Annotated in this window: 17 protein-coding genes; 2 read left to right on the top strand and 15 right to left on the bottom strand. The window is 63.3% G+C overall.

Annotated elements, in window-relative coordinates:
* Nucleotides 1-6: 6 nt before the first annotated feature.
* Together HCN50_RS12555 and HCN50_RS12550 are read right to left on the bottom strand one after the other, a co-directional pair.
* Nucleotides 7-2,112, bottom strand: a complete 2,106-nt coding sequence (locus tag HCN50_RS12555) for a BTAD domain-containing putative transcriptional regulator (protein ID WP_171709933.1) — start codon at nucleotides 2,110-2,112, stop codon at nucleotides 7-9.
* A gap of 38 nt (nucleotides 2,113-2,150) precedes the next feature.
* Nucleotides 2,151-3,512, bottom strand: coding sequence for a YcaO-like family protein (locus HCN50_RS12550; RefSeq protein ID WP_171709932.1), 1,362 nt, complete (start codon nucleotides 3,510-3,512; stop codon nucleotides 2,151-2,153).
* 69 nt (nucleotides 3,513-3,581) lie between these two features.
* On the opposite strand from HCN50_RS12550, the gene HCN50_RS12545 reads away from it, so the two are divergent.
* Nucleotides 3,582-4,136, top strand: coding sequence for a hypothetical protein (locus tag HCN50_RS12545; protein ID WP_171709931.1), 555 nt, complete (start codon nucleotides 3,582-3,584; stop codon nucleotides 4,134-4,136).
* 68 nt (nucleotides 4,137-4,204) lie between these two features.
* On the opposite strand, the gene HCN50_RS12540 is transcribed toward HCN50_RS12545, so the two are convergent.
* The 11 genes from HCN50_RS12540 to HCN50_RS12490 form a co-directional block, all read right to left on the bottom strand.
* Nucleotides 4,205-4,651: a helix-turn-helix domain-containing protein gene (locus HCN50_RS12540; protein ID WP_171709930.1), complete on the bottom strand. Its 447-nt coding sequence runs from the start codon at nucleotides 4,649-4,651 to the stop codon at nucleotides 4,205-4,207.
* Nucleotides 4,652-4,712: 61 nt separating this feature from the next.
* On the bottom strand, nucleotides 4,713-5,039 hold the full coding sequence (locus HCN50_RS12535; protein ID WP_171709929.1) for a hypothetical protein: 327 nt from the start codon (nucleotides 5,037-5,039) through the stop codon (nucleotides 4,713-4,715).
* Nucleotides 5,040-5,304: 265 nt separating this feature from the next.
* On the bottom strand, nucleotides 5,305-6,945 hold the full coding sequence (pgm, locus tag HCN50_RS12530; protein ID WP_171709928.1) for a phosphoglucomutase (alpha-D-glucose-1,6-bisphosphate-dependent): 1,641 nt from the start codon (nucleotides 6,943-6,945) through the stop codon (nucleotides 5,305-5,307).
* 100 nt (nucleotides 6,946-7,045) lie between these two features.
* On the bottom strand, nucleotides 7,046-7,300 hold the full coding sequence (locus HCN50_RS12525) for a DUF3551 domain-containing protein (protein WP_171709927.1): 255 nt from the start codon (nucleotides 7,298-7,300) through the stop codon (nucleotides 7,046-7,048).
* A gap of 222 nt (nucleotides 7,301-7,522) precedes the next feature.
* Complete coding sequence (locus HCN50_RS12520; RefSeq protein ID WP_210264909.1) at nucleotides 7,523-8,938, bottom strand: aldehyde dehydrogenase family protein; 1,416 nt, start codon at nucleotides 8,936-8,938, stop codon at nucleotides 7,523-7,525.
* 41 nt (nucleotides 8,939-8,979) lie between these two features.
* Entirely contained in the window at nucleotides 8,980-9,741 is a 762-nt protein-coding gene (locus HCN50_RS12515; RefSeq protein ID WP_171709925.1) for an SDR family NAD(P)-dependent oxidoreductase, read from the bottom strand.
* Entirely contained in the window at nucleotides 9,741-10,712 is a 972-nt protein-coding gene (locus HCN50_RS12510) for a Bug family tripartite tricarboxylate transporter substrate binding protein (RefSeq protein ID WP_171709924.1), read from the bottom strand. The genes HCN50_RS12515 and HCN50_RS12510 overlap by 1 nt, the downstream gene beginning before the upstream one ends.
* 43 nt (nucleotides 10,713-10,755) lie before the next feature.
* Nucleotides 10,756-11,841: an alpha/beta hydrolase gene (locus HCN50_RS12505; protein ID WP_171709923.1), complete on the bottom strand. Its 1,086-nt coding sequence runs from the start codon at nucleotides 11,839-11,841 to the stop codon at nucleotides 10,756-10,758.
* A 56-nt stretch (nucleotides 11,842-11,897) separates the two neighbouring features.
* The gene (locus tag HCN50_RS12500; RefSeq protein WP_171709922.1) at nucleotides 11,898-12,869 is read right to left on the bottom strand and encodes a DUF6282 family protein; all 972 of its coding nucleotides are present in this window, start codon (nucleotides 12,867-12,869) and stop codon (nucleotides 11,898-11,900) included.
* Between the two features lie 28 nt (nucleotides 12,870-12,897).
* Entirely contained in the window at nucleotides 12,898-13,830 is a 933-nt protein-coding gene (locus tag HCN50_RS12495) for a cupin domain-containing protein (RefSeq protein WP_171709921.1), read from the bottom strand.
* A complete protein-coding gene (locus HCN50_RS12490) occupies nucleotides 13,814-14,632 on the bottom strand; it encodes an HpcH/HpaI aldolase family protein (protein ID WP_311968034.1) in 819 nt (272 codons plus the stop codon). The genes HCN50_RS12495 and HCN50_RS12490 overlap by 17 nt, the downstream gene beginning before the upstream one ends.
* 133 nt (nucleotides 14,633-14,765) lie before the next feature.
* Between HCN50_RS12490 and HCN50_RS12485 the strand changes: the two genes are divergently transcribed.
* A complete protein-coding gene (locus HCN50_RS12485; protein ID WP_171709919.1) occupies nucleotides 14,766-15,548 on the top strand; it encodes a DNA-binding transcriptional regulator in 783 nt (260 codons plus the stop codon).
* A 13-nt stretch (nucleotides 15,549-15,561) separates the two neighbouring features.
* Here the strand turns inward: HCN50_RS12485 and HCN50_RS12480 are convergent, their stop codons facing one another.
* On the bottom strand, nucleotides 15,562-16,494 hold the full coding sequence (locus HCN50_RS12480) for a CobW family GTP-binding protein (protein ID WP_171709918.1): 933 nt from the start codon (nucleotides 16,492-16,494) through the stop codon (nucleotides 15,562-15,564).
* Nucleotides 16,495-16,496: 2 nt separating this feature from the next.
* Nucleotides 16,497-18,050, bottom strand: a complete 1,554-nt coding sequence (locus HCN50_RS12475; RefSeq protein ID WP_171709917.1) for an amidohydrolase family protein — start codon at nucleotides 18,048-18,050, stop codon at nucleotides 16,497-16,499.
* Between the last annotated feature and the right edge of the window lie 115 nt (nucleotides 18,051-18,165).

Below are 18,165 nucleotides of genomic sequence, written 5' to 3'. Positions count from 1 at the left end.
TCCGGCTTACGCCGAGAACTGAACGATACCGGCTACTGGAAGCCCTGCGCCACGCAAACCGTGGCGGAGGGCGTCCCATCGCTCGCGGACGCTAATCGGATGCGCTTGCAAAACCCAACGCGTCACGGCCTCGTCGGTCGGCGCCGATTGCCCGACCCAGAACGAGCGTAGGCCGTTCACGAAGCGTTGCGCCTCTTCCCGCGCCGTATCCTCTTCGCCGAGGTGGAACAACGCCGCCGCGCGCCATGCCGGCAGGATCGGCACCACACGGTGCGCGCGGTCGAAGGCGTCGAGCGCACCACTATAGTCGCCGCTCATGAAACGGATGATGCAGTGATAGCTCCATTCGAGGTAGGACGGTGCCGGCGACAGCGCGAGCGATTGCTCGGCTCGGAGTCGCGCCTGCTCGATCGACCCGCAGAACGCGTCATAATGCGCGCTGGACAACAACGTCCACGGATCGTTGTCATTGAGTTCGCATGCGAGCGCCATATGTGGCGCGGCTTCAGATTCCTTCATCGCCATCACATAGGACCAGCCGCAGCACAGATGCGCCCTGGAATCGACCGGATCAAGCTGAACGGCGGTCTTCGCAAGATCGAGCGTCGCCCGCGCCTTCTCGAGGTCCCGGAACAGGCCCGGATGAACAAAATGCTCGATGTTGTTCATCTGCACGAGGCTGCTGTAGCAGGGTGAGAATCCCGGATTGTCGCGGATCGCATCGTGGAAGATCGCCACCGCGCGCCGCCAGCTTTCCGGATCGAATTTTGACATGAGATTCTGTCCGCGCAGCCAGCGGTCGTGCAGCTCGAGCGACACGTCAGGTTCGCCTGCCAGTCGCATCAGCCGCTCCGTCGACAATTGAACGTTAAGCGCGGTCGCGATCCGGCGGATGATGCGCTGCTGCGTTTCGAACCAGTTGCCAAGGCCGAGCCGGAAGCTTTCGCTCCAAACGTAGATTCCGGTAGTATCGTCCCGCAGCACCATCACGATGTTGATTTCGGCGCCCGCCTGGTAGGCGGTGGTTTCGATGCAGTATTGCGGCGCCGAGTCCGGCGCGGGAAGCACGACGGCTGCGGGAGGACGGTCGACGACACTCCATTCGCGGAAACGCACGAGACAGGCGGCGAGATGCTGGGAGAAGCCCTGCACCAGATGGCTGTGATCCTCATCGACGCCGTGCATCGCAAAGGGCCGCAGCACCAGGCGCGTTTTGGCAGGTGGATTGACCGGCGTTGCGATAGGGACCACCGGCTGAAGCACGGTGCTCCGGATCATCCTGACAGCAAACTCGTCATTGGCTGCCGACGCGGCCCGATCGGCGGGCGCGCGCTCCAGAATGCCGAGCTTGATATTGGCGACAAGTTCTTCGGTGGCCGACGACGGCTCCATGGCATAGTCGCGATCCAAGAGATCCCACAGAGCCTTGTAGATGCGTAGCGCACCGGCAGTGTCGCCTTCTTCCGCATGCGCCCGCATCAGGTAGCGGCAGGCAAATTCATGAGTCGGATCGAGATTGACGATCGCGGCCGCGATCTTCTTCTTGGATTCGACGGGCACGCTGGCGGAGGTCAAGCCTTCGTCGAGGCTTCGCATCAGCCGTTCATGGATGGTCTGACGCTTGGCCAGCACCCAGACCCGGAACGACGGGTCGAGATCATCCATCCCTTCGAGGAGCCGGCCGTCGAGCTGCGGCGTATCGAGCAGCAGCGGGTGAACGCGTCCGCCTTCGGCGAGTTGAATCACGCTTTCGATATCGACTTCGATTCGCCCGACGTTGAGGCCGATCAGGAGTCGTTCCGCAATGAAACCGTCATATCCGGCTTCCTCAAGCATTGATCGCAGTTCGCGAACCACCTGCCGCAGCGAGGCACGCGCCCTTTCCTCGTCGGAACGGCTCCAGAGCAGGCCGACCAGCCGCTCGCGGCTTTCCTGCTTTGCCTCCGATAGCGCAAGGTAACTCAGGACCGCACCAGCCTTGCGGGTTCTGAGCTCGATCGGCCGACCGTTGAACCGCACGCCAAGGCGCCCGACCAGCGATACCGACAGCCGCGGCGCGCTCTCAGATGCCGCGGCGGCGTCTACGGTCATGGCGTTTGTGCTGGCCGGCATGCAACGGTTCCGGAACCGGTTGGTTAATTCCTGCCAGTCTATATCAAAGGGACACCTCTGGTATAGGTTGCACCGCCTCCGGTTCGCATGATCGTATCCTGCAGCCTGGCCGTGACGATTTCCGAAGGCTCGAGTTGCAAGCCCGGGGCGATCACGCGGACCACCGGAACGGCGAAACGCTGGCGTGTGAGATCGAGACAAAATGTCTCGATTCCAAGATTTTCCAAACGCTGTACGATCAATCTAAACATGACGCTCGCTTCAGTTGCGCGCAGGGGCGGGTGAGCGGCATATTCGGCGAGCGGATGAAGCAGTCGGCACCGATCGGCGTTGATCGCCGCGCGCTGCAAATGAATGCGATCCTGTGCATTGAGCGCGTTATCGCTACCCCCGCTGCGTTTGGTTGCGACCACGGCATCGGCCAATTCGAGTTGGCACATTTCCAGAATCGCGGAACGAACTGCGACTTCCAGCGCCGGCCGCGCGGCGAGGCCGAAGGCAAACCCGGAACCGTCCGCCCGGCACGAGACGGCGGCGACGCAGGGCACGCCGATGTCCGTCGTGATGTCAAGCAGCCATGTCCGGCGCGGCGTTGCTACGCCGTGCCGAAGCTTCTGCAACAACTCTTCCGCCACGATGGCGGCTTCATGCTGCGGCGGAATCGATCGCGCTAGCTGCCCGCCGCGCCACCACAGGCCGGCCGCATCGCGCTCGATCAATTCCAGCAGGCCATGCAGCGCCGCAGCATCCGGTGACGGACCGGCGGCCGAACCGATGCTCAGGGGAAACGGCGGAGCGAAGTCGCGTTGCGCCGGCGGACGGCGCAGGCAGATATCCGCCGGAAGCCACACTTCGCCGCCGTCGGTGAGCTTTGTTGCCCGACACCAGGACAGTGCTCGCTCCGGTTGGATACGACGCTCCGAAAGGGCAGCGGCCAATTCCAGTGCGTTCGGACCGAGTTTTCCGGCCCAGTCGTCGACGCCGGGCTTGAGCAACAGGTCGGTCCCGGTTTGCAACTGAGAGAGATATTCGATCCCCTCGCCGATGCAGCCCTGAAAAGCTTCCTGCAATGTCAGACCGACGCCGGAAACGCCGACCATCGGGCTTCCGTCATGGACGGAATCGGCAAGTGCCGGATCGAATTGCGCACCAAAGCTGATTAGACCGGGCGCATCGGGCGCGGCCAGTTCGAACACCCGCGCGAATCGGGAAGCGGCGATCAGTAAATGGGCACGATTTGCGCTCACCGAATCAAGTCGGTTGCTGGATTCGCCGCCATATTCCAGCGCCTGCAGCAGAAGTTTGGCATCGTGATCACCGGCAACATCCACTTCGTTGCCAAGAAGCAACGATGCGGCGCGCGCAAACAATTCCTGCATCGCATTTGCGGTACCGCTCACGGTGACCTCACGACTTGACGCGCAGACTCCGGACATGACCCAGCCCCGGCCTCGCCCTGGAGGAACTTTATGCTCGCGAAAGCCTTAGTCATAGCCATGGCGGCAGATATTGCCCGATCGGATTATGCCAAGCCGACCTTGATTCGTAGCCGAAGCCGTGAGTGGCTGATCGCGTGCCGCTGGGGACCTGAGGGCGAATACCTTTCGATTGCGACGGCCGGCCCGATCACGGAGCCTCTCGCACTGGTTGCACCACAATCGATTGCGCCGATCCATAGCTTGGTCGGCGTGTTGGTCTCGGAATCGGAAAAGCAATCCACCAGCACGTTCTTGTTGGTGCGTCAGTTGCCGGGCGCGATCGAGCTTGCCGGCACTTTTTTTCCGGCTGATGGATACGTGCTGCTGCAGGAGCACGGTGATATCCACCTCGTGTGCAAGGCACGCTACTCGCATAGCTGCGGCTGGCTCGATGGAAAGGAAATCCGCAAGGACATTCCGGATCCGGCGCCTTATTCGGCCGAGGCAATGTCCTGGCACATCGAAGCGACACGCCGTGACTGGATCGGCGAGTTCATTCCCGGCAGCAGGCCGCAAGAGCGGCTCGCGATGCGCGCAAGCTGCTGATCTGTGCAATCGGATGGCCCCGGCAGTTGACGCGGCACAAGTTTGCCGCCCATCTTCCTGGGCAAAGACTATCCCTGGGAAGGAAACGTTCGCCGCTTACCACGATCGTCCGTGTTCAGCCGCGTCACGGTGGCCTTCATCCCGGGAGTCCGATCGGCGATGCTATCAATTAGGTTCGCGATGCAAAGCCGCACGCGCGGATTGGTCGTTCGCGCACAGGCCTTGAGCGCGCGCAAGGCCCCCGGCTCGGCAAGCAGGCGCGTCGGTGAACTCAAGCCGGAAGACCCGGCCTCGGCGGATTCGAAAAACTCGCCAACTGAAACACCCAGCACGGACGCGATTAGCAACAATTGGCTGGCGCCAACCCAGTTGGTACCCCGTTCGTATTTCTGTACCTGTTGAAACGTTGCGCCGATTCGCTCCGCCAGCATGGTTTGGATCATGCCGCGGTTGCCCGAAACGCGAATCCTCGCACCCACCATCACATCCAGCGGGCCGGACTTCCTCGTCGCCATGGCAGGCACCCAACCCTTCAGAGTTGGAAGGCCCTAGCACAACCTGTAGGAGATTCTGGCGCTAATTTGCGATCACAGGCAGCACTTTTACCTGCTGCTCGACACTGACTTGCTCGATCGTCAGTCGGCCTTTCGGGTCGATCGCCGCCTTCATGTCCGCCGGGTGACCGGTTTCGAGAAAGTGCTGCAGGACGGCGCGGTTCTCGTCGGAGAGCGCAAACAGCCCGCGCATCAATTCAAAGAAGCCCGGCTCTTCCGCTACGTAGAGCAGTTCACGCAATTCCGCGCCGGTATACTGCCCTAGCGCAGTCAAAAGCCATTCAGTTTGGTCATTCGGATCGCTCTCAGGCACGCGATTCAGATAGTAGACGACCGATTCCGCACTCATCTTATTTATCCCCCGGTACCTTGTGATAGCTCACAGCCCCCGCACCCGGACGGCTTTCTGGCAGCTAACTTTCCCGAGTCTAACACTGCTTCGGTCTTCGTGATTTCAGCGTGATCGCGAACGCATGGCGCTCGCCGCCAATCCAGGTTCCTGCCCGATCAGGAATTGTACCGAACTGATGCAGCCAGGCGCAGTCTGGCGCAATCTTTCTTCCACTGTCAGGAAATAGCCGTGATTTCCCGTCCCGGCTGCCACCCCACCGGAATCAGAAAGCCTTCGCGATGGCGCGCTGGGCGTCCTGCTGAATTGCCTTGAGGTGGTTCTGGTTCCGAAAACTCTCGGCGTAGATCTTGTAGACGTCTTCAGTGCCCGATGGCCGCGCGGCGAACCATCCGGACTCCGTCTCGACCTTGATGCCGCCAAAGGATTGATCGTTGCCCGGCGCCCGGGTCCGGATCGCGCTGACCGGGTCGCCTGCGAGCTGACGCACGGCGAGTTGCTCCGGCCCGAGCGCCTTCAGCACGCTCTTCTGCTTCGGCGTCGCCGGTATGTCGATCCGCTCGTAGAAGGGCACGCCGAGCTCGGAGGTCAGGGTGGCAAAGAGCTGGTGCGGGTCGCGGCCGGTGCGCCCCAAGATTTCGGCGGCGAGCAGTCCCATCACCATTCCGTCCTTGTCGGTCGTCCACACCGAGCCGTCGCGCTTGAGGAACGAAGCGCCGGCGCTCTCCTCCCCCGCAAAACCAAATGCGCCGGTGCCGAGGCCTTCGACAAACCATTTGAAGCCGACCGGCGTTTCGACCAGCTTGCGACTCAGCTTCCTTGCGACCCGGTCGATGATCGAACTCGAAACAATGGTCTTGCCGATCGCGGCCTCCCGACTCCATTGCGGCCGATGCTCGAACAGATAGGCGATTGCGGCAGCAAGAAAATGGTTCGGGTTCATCAGGCCGCCACTGCGCGTCACGATGCCATGCCGGTCGGCATCGGTGTCGTTGGCAAAGGCGACGTCGAACCTGTCGCGCATCGCAATCAGGCTTGCCATCGCGAATGGCGAGGAACAATCCATCCGGATCTTGCCGTCCCAATCCGCCGTCATGAACCGGAAGGTCGGATCGACGGCGTCGTTCACGACCGTCGCATTGATCCCGTACTGCTCGATCAGCGGTGCCCAATAGTGAACGGCCGCGCCGCCGAGCGGATCGATTCCGATTTTCACGCCGGAGGCTTTGATGAGCGCCATGTCCACGGCATTGCCGAGATCGGCGACGTAGGGACTGATGTAGTTATGCAAGTGTGTCGAAGGTGCCTTGCGGGCGCGCTCATACGGCATCCGCGCAACGCCGGTCATGCCGGCTTCCATATAGGCGTTGGCGGCCTTTTCGACATTGGCCGTAACGTCGGTATCGGCTGGGCCGCCATGCGGCGGGTTATATTTGTATCCGCCATCTTCCGGCGGATTGTGCGACGGCGTGATGACGACGCCGTCGGCAAATCCACTGGTCCTGCCTTTGTTATAGCTCAGGATCGCATGCGAGATCACGGGTGTCGGCGTATAGCCACCGCGCTCGTCGATCATGACGTCCACGCCGTTGGCGGCAAACACTTCCACCGCGCTCGCCAGCGCCGGCTCGGCGAGCGCATGGGTATCGATCCCGACAAACAGTGGGCCGCTTAGCCCTGTTTCGCGGCGGTGGTCGCAGATCGCCTGTGTTGTCGCCAGGATATGTTTTTCATTGAACGAGTTCTTCAGCGACGTTCCCCGATGACCCGAGGTGCCGAAGGCAACGCGCTGACTGGGATCGACAGGATCGGGCTGGCCGGAGAAATACGCCGTCACCAGTCGCGGCACGTTCACAAGGGTGGAAGGATCGACCGGTTTGCCGGCGGCGGGATTGGGGGCAGTCACATGACCTCACGGAATAGCTGGTTTCGCCGGATTATACGTGGAAGCGATGGCATCGGTAAAATTGCGTATGACGCCTGCGGCGCGAGCCGAGGCAGCCGTTCTAGTAAACGCCGCGGTGCCGAGACGGTTTCCTGTCACGTTGCGCGAAGTACGGGTTATTGTAGCACTGTGCCGCACGGCCCGATGCCGATGCGGCGCACTGCGCAAGTGAGGTGAACCTGCAATCGATGCTGCCGCCACCAATGGCATAAGTTTGCAGGCAAACGGAGTAGTTTGGATCATAGGTCCGGGCGCGGCCGGGCACTGCGGCCAGCATCGTTCCGATCGTCAGAATCGTGCAAGCCGACAGACGCATTGGGGGCTCCTTCGAACAGGCTAGTAACATGGGGATCGCGAGAAGCCAGCCGCGTGCGGTCGTTGCTGCAGGGCAGAACGCTGAGAAGACCTTACACCACCCGGAGGCTGGGTACGATCGTCACACAGGCGCGAGCCTTTGCTTGAAGAACGCCAACATTCCCCGAGACATTTCCGTCCCGCTGCTGAGTATCTCTTTCGCGCGAGACCACGACCAAGGGCATCAGCCCAGGATCGCCTTCACCTCGAGATATTCCTCAAAGCCGAACACCCCGAACTCGCGCCCATTGCCGGACTGCTTATAGCCGCCGAACGGCAGGCTGCGGTCGAACGGAGCCCCGTTGAGATAGACGCGCCCGGCGCGGAGGCGGTTGGCGACCTTGCGGGCGCGGGCGGCATCCCTGGACTGCACAAAGCCCGCCAATCCAAACGGCGTGTCATTGGCGATCTCGATTGCTTCGTCCTCGGTATCGTAGCTGATGATCGACAGCACTGGGCCGAAGATCTCTTCGCGTGCAATCCTCATCTGCGGCATCACGTCGCCGAAGACCGTCGGACGAACATAGTATCCGCGGTTGATATCGGCCGGCCGCCCCATTCCGCCAGCGACTAGCGTCGCCCCCTCATCGACGCCCGACTGAATGAAATCCTGAACCTTGTCGAACTGCGTCTGACTCACGAGCGGTCCCATGGTGGATGCCGGATCAAGCGGGTCTCCAAGGCGAATGCTGTCGACCGCATCACGCGCCGCCTGGAATGCCGCGTCGCGCTGCGCGCGGGGAATCAGCATGCGCGTTGGAGATTGGCAGTTCTGGCCGGCATTGGTGTAACAGCCGTGGACGCCCTCGATCACCACCGACTTCAGATCAGCATCGGCTAGGATGATGTTGGCGGACTTGCCGCCGAGTTCCTGCGCGACGCGCTTGACCGTATCGGCCGCGAGTTTGGCTACTCGCACGCCCGCTGCCGTCGATCCGGTGAAGGACACCATGTCGATCCCGGGGTGGGCGGCGATCGCCTCGCCCACCGTCGGTCCATCGCCGTTAACGAGATTGAAGACGCCCGGCGGGACGCCAGCGGCATCGACGATCTCTGCAAACAGCATCGCGCTCAGCGGCGCGATCTCGCTGGGCTTTAAGACGACGGTGCAGCCGGTGGCGAGCGCCGGCGCGACCTTGGAAGCAACCTGGTTCAGCGGCCAGTTCCACGGCGTGATCAGCCCGCAAACACCGATCGGCTCGCGGCGGACGATCCCGTTGCCCATCCGCTCCTCGAACCGGTATTGCGCCAGCACGCGGGCAGCTTCCTCGAAATGAAACAGCGCGACGGTGGCCTGACGCTGGGTCGCGAACGTGATCGGCGCGCCCATTTCGAGGGTCATCGTTCGCGCCAGTTCGGGCAAACGTGCTTTAAAGCCCGCGATGATCTTATCAAACCAGGACAGGCGTTCTTCGATGCTCGTTTGCGAATAGGTCGAGAAAGCGCGGCGGGCTGCCGTGACGGCCCGATCCACATCCAGAGCGGAACCCAGACTGATCTGCGCGAATATCTCTTCGGTCGCAGGATTGATTACTCCGAGGGTGGACGGCGCGACCGGGTCGACCCAGGCGCCGTCGATATAGAATTTCAGTTTGTCCATTGTTCCCATTGATGATGTCCGCACAGCGGCGTGGCTATTCGTCAGAGGTGCCTGCCCTCATCCACCGGCAGCACAATTCCGGTCGAACTGGTCAGGTTGACGATGCAGGCAACCACCGCCCTCGCGACATCGTCCGGCGTGGTGACGTGGGCTAGCGGCAGCTTCCCGGCAGTCTCCTGCAACTGTTTGCGGGTCCGGCCGGGGACAAAATCCGTGTCCACGCCGGCTGGCGAGACGGAGAACACGCGAATGCGCGGCGCCAGCACTTTCGCTAATGCAATCGTCAGAGCATCGACGCCCGCCTTTGCAGCCAGATAGGCCAGGCTGCTGCCGATACCCGTTCGCGCCGCAATGGACGAAATGTTCACGATGGCTGCGCTGCTGCCGCGTTCGAGCAACGGGTGAAAGGCGCGGATCATGGCGAACGGCCCGCGCAGATTGGTCGTGACGGTCCGGTCGAAGATGTCGTCTGTCAGTCCTTCAAGATCGGCCGCGGGCACCGGCGTCGTGGCACCTCCACAATTGATCAGCACGTCGAGCTGCCCGTACCGCCTTTCCACGGCCGCCGCGGCTTCGGAGATGGAAGCCGGATCGTCGATTACGATACGCATGGGGAGATGCCCGCTTCCCTGCAGCCCCTCGATCACCTCTTCCGCCAACGAAGGGCGGGTATTATAGCCGACCACGACGGCGGCACCCATGGCAGCAAGACGCGCCGCGATCGCCTTGCCGATACCGCTGTTACCGCCGGTGACGAGCGCGACCTTCGGAATCGACAAGGAGGGAATTTCAATGACCGTCATTACTGCATCGCGATCTTTGCCGCCTCGATCACAGGACGCCATTTCGCGCGTTCGCCATCGATGAACGCCTTGAGATCCTCCGGCGAGCCGCCGACGGCTTGCAGCGAATTCTGTTCGAGGATGGTCTTGCCCTGGTCGCTTTCCAGGAAGGTGTTCACCGCCTTGTTCACCTTCGTCATGATGTCCGGTGGTGTACCCGTCGGCGCCACGATGGCGTACCACGCGGTCGCCTCGAAACCATTGAATCCGGCTTCCTGCACCGTCGGCACATCGGGCAGTTGCGCCACGCGTCGGCTCGTCGTCACCGCAAGCGCGCGGACCTTGCCGGCGGCCACCAGCGGCAGATAGGTCGGCATGAAATCCATCGTGACGTCGACCTGTCCCGACAACAGGTCCGTGATCAGGGGCGCCGACCCGCGATACGGCACGTGCGTCATCTCCGCGCCGGCAAACTGCTGGATCAAGGCCGAGGTGATGTGTCCGAGCGTGCCGTTGCCGGGATGGCCGACATTGACCTTGCCGGGGTTCTGCTTCGCATAGGCGATCAGCTCGGGGAGTGTCTTGGCCGGAAAGGCTGATGTCGCCGTGATCATCATTGGAGATTTGGCGACGAGGATGACCGGCGTGAAATCCCGTTCGGAGTCGTAAGCTAGCCCTTTGTACATCAGCTTGTTGAGCGCGATCGGCGCCGGGGTCCCGAACAGCCATGTGTAGCCGTCGGCGCTCGCCTTGGCGACTGCCGTCCCGCCGAGATTGCCGCCCGCGCCTGCGCGGTTGTCGACGATGAACTGCTTGCCAAAGTGTTCGCTCAGCGCGTGGGCCACGGCGCGCGCCAGCGTGTCGACGGCAGCACCGGCCGGGAACGGCACGATCATGGTCACCGGGCGGTTCGGCCATTCCTGCGCAACGGCGCGGTGACATGGCGCAAGGGCGAGTGCCAGGCCCAAGAGGCCGAAAGCTAGCGGGCGCATGTTTCCTCCGAGTGATGTGCGCGGCATGCGTTGGCGCAACCGCTTATTCTCCGGCGAACCGATCGAGGCCCTTGCGGTGCAACCATTTGGATAGTTCGTCGGCAACGGCTTCGTTGTTCAGGTCGGCAAAGGCGATGTGCGTGTTGCCGCGCAGACCCGCATCGGGCAACAGCAGGACCTCGCAATCGCCGCCATGGCGATTGACGATGTCGCAGAAGGTCCGCGCCACCTTGATCGACGTCGCCCAAATGGGGCGCGTATCCGTGTAGTCGCCGAACACCATCTGGATCGGAAACTTCGTCAGCTTCTTGAACTCGGTGAGCGGCACCGAATTGGGGCCGAACGGCGCGTCCGGCTTCGGATCTGGCCCCTCGCCTTCCGGAAAGACGAAGCCCGGGTTTTCGTAGGCGACGATACCCTTCATGTTGTTGCTTTTTGCCTTCAGCGCCGACAACAGCGCGCGCCAGCCGCCAGCGGAATTGGTGAGCGCCACGACGGGCCCGATCCGGTCGATCGCCTGGCCGCCGGCCTCTGCCTGCAACAATGCGTTCTCGAGCGTATCGAATTCGTCGTAACGCGCGCGTGTCGCCTGATTCCAGGCTTCCTTATCGGCGGTTGGAAACTGCAGGCCCGGATGCCAATTGAGATAAGAGAGTCCGAAACGCCAGGCCGCAAAGTTGCGTTGGTCGAAATAATCAGGCGTGTAAGTGATCGGCTCGCAACTCCAGTTCGCGCGGCCGACGCGCGGGCCGTCCCACAGGTAAACGGGATATCCCTTGCGCAGGAAAATGCTCTTGTAGCCCTCGCCGCCGTCCCAGCGGTTCTCCCAGACTTTCGTGCTGGAACTGTGCCACATGATCAGGCCAACGCTGCGCCGTTTCACGGGAATGAAGTATTCAACGTAACCATGATCGCAGGAGAGCGTCTGGCTCGGGTCACCCGGCTTGGCAATGACCTTACCACCCACTTCATACGCGCCAGTCGATTCCAGGACGATCGGAGGTTTCGTAGGTTTTCGCTCTTCAGCGAAGGCGGGACTGCTTGCTGCAGCGAGCAGCAATGCCACCATCGGTGGCATGGTCCGCCAGATGATGCTCGACGCGCGACCTTCGCGGTCCCCCCGATCCATGGTGACTTCCTCCCCTTGAGCGCACGCCGCTTTTCGCGGTCTTTGCGCCTGTGTTGCTAAGCGGCGTTCTGCGCGACCGATTCCGTCACCGGAAGATTGAGGAACCGCGCGGCATTGTCGCTGATGAGTTTTCTGATCGCGGCGCGTGGCATCTGCAGATCGAGCAGGATCTGGGTGATGCTGCGGAAACCATCGACCGGACGCTGCGATCCCTGCAGCCCGAGATCGGAGGACAGGATCGTGTTGTCGACGCCGGCGACTTCGATCAGATGCGCGAGATCATCCGGGCTGTACTTCAGGGACTTGCCTTCGATGAACATGCAGATCGAATGTTCCATCTTGACGCCGCGGGCGACGAGCTGACGGATATCGATGTCGTTGCAGCCGACGATGTAGGTCGGATGGTTGACCATCATCTTCTTGACGCCGCGCCGCGCCGCCTCGTCGAACAGGATGTGCAGTTCGCTCGCAGGCAGATGACCGCCGGCAAGAATGATGTCCGCTTCGGCAATGAGATCGATCACCTTCTTGGTGTCGTCGGTGAGCTTGCCGTTGGCGTCGAGCGCGGACAGCGGGATCGGATCGAGCATCTTCTGCGAGGTCTTTGGAAAGGTCGAATTTCCAGCCGCCATCGCCTTGATATGGTTCGCCGCCGACAGTGTCGGCATCCAGACGATCTTGCCGCCCAGCTTGATCGTGTGATCGACGGCATGCGGGTTGATGCCGCCCGACGCATTGTTCAGCACGATGCCGGAGAACAGTCTGACATTGGTCTCAGGAAACAACTTCTCGAGCAGGATCGCATGCGCCATGCCGGCGTAGAAATGATCCTTGTAGAGAACCGCGCGGAATTTCGCCGCCGCGGCATCGAGCAGTTCCTCGTGATGATCGAGAATGCGCGGCATCGCCGCCGGGCCGCTGTGGCAGTGCAGATCGATCGCGCCGACCAGGAGCTCGGCGACTTCCGCTGCGCGCGACAGCGGTGGCAGCGGCACGGTGATCGGATAGGACGCTTGCTTGTCGGCCATGGTCGGGGCCCTTTCAAATTGACAGGTGTCAGGCGGCGGATTTTCCGGCGGGGGTTTGCCCGGGCATCGGATAATCGTCTTCGTTCAGCACCCACCCCGGCTTGGCTGAAAAATCCAGCCGCGGCGGACAGAAGATGTCGACCAAGATATTGAGCTTGGGATCGACGGCCTGCGAGGTGTGAATCGCCGGCGGCGGGATCACGGCGATCGAAGGTGATCCACAGCTCTCGTGATCATCATTGCGCCACTGCGCCATGTCAGTCGTCCACGGCCAGCGCAGGTGATGAATAAAGGTGCCGGCCAGCGCCAGCGAGCACTGTTCGAAATCGTCATGGTGATGCGGCGACATCTTGCTCGGATCGCGCGGGCCGTTTTTCGGCTCTAGGAAATTCACCATGAAGGTCGAGCAGCGGAAGATGCGCCCGAACCGGCCCGGCGTGGCCGCGACGTCGAGACTGTAAGTGCGAATCTTCGGACCACCGATCGCCTCCGGCCACGGCTCGAACGGCGGCAGATTGGGATGCGGCGTCGCGTAAGAGGCGGCGTTAGAGCACAGCCTTACGAGATCTTCGGATCGCGTCGTCATCATGCGCACCATCTTGGCGGCACCGAGCAGCGTGACTGCGCTTGCGCCCGCTGGCACGAAACTGATGGTATGGCCGTTGACGACCTTGCGCTCGTTGCCCCACACGATTTCGGCGCCAGCGCCGGGATCGGGAAGCAGCACGACATATTCGTCGGGCTGGCTGGCCCGGCTCAACACCGCGCCCTTGTCAGCCTCGCTATAGGCGATGATGAAGTTCTGGCCGCGGGCATACCAGGTGCGTGCACCGTTCTGATTTTCGGCCGGCGACGTTTCGTAGAACTTCGCATATTCGGCGCCCGCGAAGTGAGTGGCGGCGGGCTTTGCGCCGACGGGCGCGGCGGCAAGCGCTGCGCGGGGATCACTGGCGTGATACATGGAGGCCATCCGTGGTTTGAACGAGGTTCTTGAAGTCGGCGAGTGTCTGCGCCGCAGCCCGGCGCATCTGGCCCTGGTCCGACGAGATGATGAAGGCGCTGGCGCCGAGGTCGGCGAAATCCTTGGCTTCCGCCGCGCTCGCGACCATTACGCAAATCGGCTTGGCGGCCTTCTTCGCCGCCGCAATGATCCGCACAACGGCACCTTTCACGGACGCATCCGCCGACGATTTGGCGCCCAGCGCCACGGTGAGATCGCCGCGGCCGATGAAGACGCCATGGATTCCGTCGACGGCGGCGATGGCGTCGATATGGTCTAGCGCTTCCGGGTCCTCGATCATTGCAATCGCGCAGACCGAGGCATCCTGCTCGTCGACGAGGGACCACACCGGCGTGCCGCCATAGGCGCCGGCGCGGGACGAGCCGGAATAGCCCCGCCGACCGCCGCGGTAGCGCGCGGCGGCCGCGACGGCGCGCGCCTTCTCCACCGTCGCGACATGGGGCACCAGCACACCGGCTGCGCCGCAGTCGAGGCAGGACAGGATCTTGGCCGGATCGTCCGATGACACGCGCACGATGCCGGCAAGGTTGCCGGCGCGCGCGGCCAGCAGCATGACGTCGGTCATCGCGCGATCGATCGGCGCGTGTTCTTCATCGATCACGACGAAATCATAGCCGAGCGCGCCGAAGATCTCGGTCGCATGCGTGGTCGGTGTCTTGATGAAGGTGCCGACGACGGCCTGCCGCGCGGCGAAGCGGCGGCGGAACGACGAAAAATGCGGCCTGACGATGTCTCCGGACACGGCTGTTCCTCCCGGCCATCTGTACGGGCCGCCTTGAGAAAGCGGGCTCGGCGTGGCTTGGCCAAGACCATTGCAGGCAGGGCGCCGGTCGGCCATAGCTATTCCGCCGCGTTCCACCAGGTGGAATCTTACGATGCCGCTCAAATCCGACACCGTCGAAGCCGCCTCGCGCACGCTGCTCCTGCTGGAGGAGCTCAACCGCCACCGCGTCACCTCGATCGACCGCCTGCACAGGGCGACCGGCCTGCCGAAATCGACGGTGGTGCGGCTGATGAAGTCGTTATGCGCGATGGGCTATGCCGCCAACGATCCTCGCCAGGGCGGCTACGCCGTCGCCTCGCGGGTGAAATCGCTGAGCAACGGCTTTCACGGCGATCCGCTGGTGGTGGAGGCGGCGCGCCCATGGGCACTCGCCTTCACGCGGCAATATCACTGGCCGATCGCGATTGCCGTTCTCGACAGAAGCTCCGTCATGGTCCGCTTCAGCACCATTCCCGACAGCCCGGTCTCGCCGTTTCACGGCACCCTCAACATGCACCTGAGCCTGCTCGGCCGGGCGCTGGGGCGCGCCTATCTGGCGTTCTGTCCGGTGAGCGAACGCTCGATGCTGCTCGACATGCTGGCGCGGTCACAGGAGAACGAAGACAAACTCGCGTCCGAGCGCAAGCGCGCGCTGTCCCTGCTCGCCGCGATCCGCAAGCAGGGTTTTGCCGAACGCGACCCGATGGTGGAGCCGCGCTCGTCGAACACCGTCGCGGTACCGATTCTCGTCAACCATCGCGTCCTCGCGACCGTCGGCATGACCTACTTCACGTCGGCACTCGACCGCGCGGATGTGATCGAGCGTTATGTGCCGCTGGTGCAGGCGCTGGCGGAAAACATCGCGGCGAGTGTCGCGTCGTTGCAGCAGCCATGATTGCAGGCGCAGCTCATTCAACCGCGGTGCACGCTTCCATGACGCCGTCGATCTCGGCCTTCGAGAGAACCCCGAGCTCGGCAATGAATACGATCCGCGCCCGTGGCACGCCGGCGGCCGGCGCTCCGCCCGGCGCCAGCGTGGCGCGCCCGCCGGTGAGTTGAAACACCATCAACCGCCCGGGCTGCTCGACTGTTTCGAACAACCCCTTCGCCCGGGCGAGCTTCGGTGCCAGCCGGCCGATCGCTTGCTGCAAGCGCGGCAGCGACACCGGCCGTTCCGATGTCCAGCTGAGCGTCTCGAAGCGGTCTACCGCCGGTCGCCGCGCCCCGACCTCGCGCGGCGTCGGCACGCGGTCCACGTCAACAGGGAACAGCAGCGCAGCCGGGACTTCGCCATGCAGGGCATCGACGACCACCGCCACCGAGTGCAGCGCGCGGATGGCCTCGCGTAGCTGCGCGCGGCCAGCTCCATCCACCAGGTCAACCTTGCTGAGCGCGACCACATCGGCGGCCCGGAGTTGTGACCGCAATAGCGCGTCGTCCTTCAACGTCGTCGCGGTTGTCGTCGCGTCCACCACGCACACTACCGTTTCCAGCGGCGCCTCGCGCCAGATCATGGGATCCATCAGGTTGCGCACGATATCGGCGGGATCGGCAATCCCGCTGGTTTCGATCACGATGAACTCGGGTGGCGGATCACGCCGCAGCAGGCCGGCGAGCGTACGCAAGAGGTCGCCTTCGAGCGAGCAGCAGATGCAGCCGTTGCTCAGGCTGACCACCCCGTCGCTGGCGCCCGCGATCAGCTCGGCGTCGATGTTGATCGCGCCGAAATCGTTGACCACGGCGGCGATCCGCCGCCCCTGCGCATGTGCCAGCAGGTGGTTGACGACCGTGGTCTTGCCCGCCCCGAGGAAGCCGGTGACCAGCAGGATCGGGACTGGCACGATCAGGTCTCGACCACCGGACGGCGAACCGGCCGGCCGGGTCGCGCCGCCACATCCAGCACGCCGTCTGATATCAGCGGCTGGCCGCTGACCACCAGATGCCGCACGCCCTCCGATGGACGGTTCATCGCCGAGAACGTAGCCCGGTCGGTCAGCGTCTCGAAATCGAACACGACAATGTCGGCATCCGCGCCCGCTTGCAGCCTCCCCTTGGCGCGCATCGCGGGCGTGCTGCGGGAAAGGATCTCCGCCGGGATCAGGGCGCATTTGCGGACGCCTTCCAGCAGCGACACCGCCTTGCGCTCGCGCACCCACTCGCGGATGAAACGCGTGAAGCAGCCCGCGGAGCGCGGATGCGAGGTGGCATCCTCCGGCAGCGGCCAGGCGTCGCCGGTGTAGACGCTGCCGTCCGACAGCGTCCAGGGCATCGCGTCGGACGCGATCGCGGCGCCGGGATACAGCACCGACATGTCGAGGAGATCGCGGTGGTGCGGATTGTTCTCCGTATCAAGGATGTGCCACAGCACCAGCGTGGAGGGCTCCTCCGCCTGTGCCTCCAGCAGCTCGTTGCGGTCGCGGAAGCGCCGGCCGTCGGTCACCCGCTGCACCGAATCGTAGCCGGTGCCGTTGCGCGCCTCGAATTCGGGATCGCTGAAGAACGCGGCTGCCAGCACCGTCGAACCGGTGCCATAGGGATAGGCCTCCACCGTGATCGGCAGGCCCTGCGCCTGCGCTTTCGCCACCAGCGCCGCGCAACGCTCGACGTCCGTCTTGCTGGACGAGTTGAAGTGGCAGATATGCATGTGCGCGCCGGTGGCGCCGGCATAGCCGATCAGGCGGATATAAGCTTCGGCCGCGCTTTCCGGATCGATGCGGGACATGTAGGCGATATGGGTGAAGGTCGCCACATCATGCGCCGCCGCCAGTTGGCACACCGCGGTCAGCTCCTGGACGCCGGCGCCCGGGGCATAGGCGTTGAGGATACCGATGCCGATGCCGCCCTCGTTCAGTCCGTTAGCAAGGCGCTCGAGGATGCCGGCGACCTCGGCGTCGCTGGCCACGTTATCGATCCAGCGGCGATCGCGCATGGCATTGCCGAACGCCTCCAGCGAGCTTTCCGCGTTGGAGCCGGTCATCGCGCCGATGCGCGCGAAGGCCCAGTTGACGGCAGCGCCGTAGTTCAGCACGCGTCCCTTGTCGGCCTGGCGCCGATACCAGGATGCGACCGGCAATACGCCGGCTTCGAGGTCGAGCGTCGTTGTCACCCCGTCGAACGCCTGCATGCGGTCCGCCGGGATCGACTGGCCGTGCGCGTGCAGATCGATGAAGCCGGGAGCGACGATCAGCCCGGTCGCGTCGATCACCCGTTCGGCGCTGCCGAGCCCGCTGCCGACCGCAGCGATCTTGCCATCCAGCACCGCAACATCGCCAATCGCGTCCATCCCGCTCGCCGGATCCACCACCCGGCCGCCACTGATCACCAAGCCGCTCATATCGGCACTCCCGCACAGAGAACGCAAGGCAGGCAAGGCCGCCAGCAGTTCCGCAAGATACATCGGCTGGCCGCGAAGGGCCGCTCGAATCTCAATAGAGACAGATTTTTAGACCGACAACCACCTCCGCCGATGCTGATACGTTATGCGCATTGCTGCACCATTCATCGCGGCGGCA

This window comes from Bradyrhizobium archetypum (assembly GCF_013114835.1).
Classification (GTDB): Bacteria; Pseudomonadota; Alphaproteobacteria; order Rhizobiales; family Xanthobacteraceae; genus Bradyrhizobium; species Bradyrhizobium archetypum.
Note: the sequence above shows the minus strand (reverse complement) of the source record. Positions and strands in the feature narration are given on the sequence as shown.

Bases quoted from the DNA above. Each gene is read 5' to 3' on its own strand.
- HCN50_RS12555 (WP_171709933.1), bottom strand. From the start codon at position 2,112: ATGCCGGCCAGCACAAACGCCATGACCGTAGACGCCGCCGCGGCATCT.
- HCN50_RS12545 (WP_171709931.1), top strand. From the start codon at position 3,582: ATGCTCGCGAAAGCCTTAGTCATAGCCATGGCGGCAGATATTGCCCGA.
- HCN50_RS12540 (WP_171709930.1), bottom strand. From the start codon at position 4,651: ATGGCGACGAGGAAGTCCGGCCCGCTGGATGTGATGGTGGGTGCGAGG.
- HCN50_RS12535 (WP_171709929.1), bottom strand. From the start codon at position 5,039: ATGAGTGCGGAATCGGTCGTCTACTATCTGAATCGCGTGCCTGAGAGC.
- HCN50_RS12525 (WP_171709927.1), bottom strand. From the start codon at position 7,300: ATGCGTCTGTCGGCTTGCACGATTCTGACGATCGGAACGATGCTGGCC.
- HCN50_RS12520 (WP_210264909.1), bottom strand. From the start codon at position 8,938: ATGGACAAACTGAAATTCTATATCGACGGCGCCTGGGTCGACCCGGTC.
- HCN50_RS12515 (WP_171709925.1), bottom strand. From the start codon at position 9,741: ATGACGGTCATTGAAATTCCCTCCTTGTCGATTCCGAAGGTCGCGCTC.
- HCN50_RS12510 (WP_171709924.1), bottom strand. From the start codon at position 10,712: ATGCGCCCGCTAGCTTTCGGCCTCTTGGGCCTGGCACTCGCCCTTGCG.
- HCN50_RS12505 (WP_171709923.1), bottom strand. From the start codon at position 11,841: ATGGATCGGGGGGACCGCGAAGGTCGCGCGTCGAGCATCATCTGGCGG.
- HCN50_RS12500 (WP_171709922.1), bottom strand. From the start codon at position 12,869: ATGGCCGACAAGCAAGCGTCCTATCCGATCACCGTGCCGCTGCCACCG.
- HCN50_RS12495 (WP_171709921.1), bottom strand. From the start codon at position 13,830: ATGTATCACGCCAGTGATCCCCGCGCAGCGCTTGCCGCCGCGCCCGTC.
- HCN50_RS12485 (WP_171709919.1), top strand. From the start codon at position 14,766: ATGCCGCTCAAATCCGACACCGTCGAAGCCGCCTCGCGCACGCTGCTC.
- HCN50_RS12475 (WP_171709917.1), bottom strand. From the start codon at position 18,050: ATGTATCTTGCGGAACTGCTGGCGGCCTTGCCTGCCTTGCGTTCTCTG.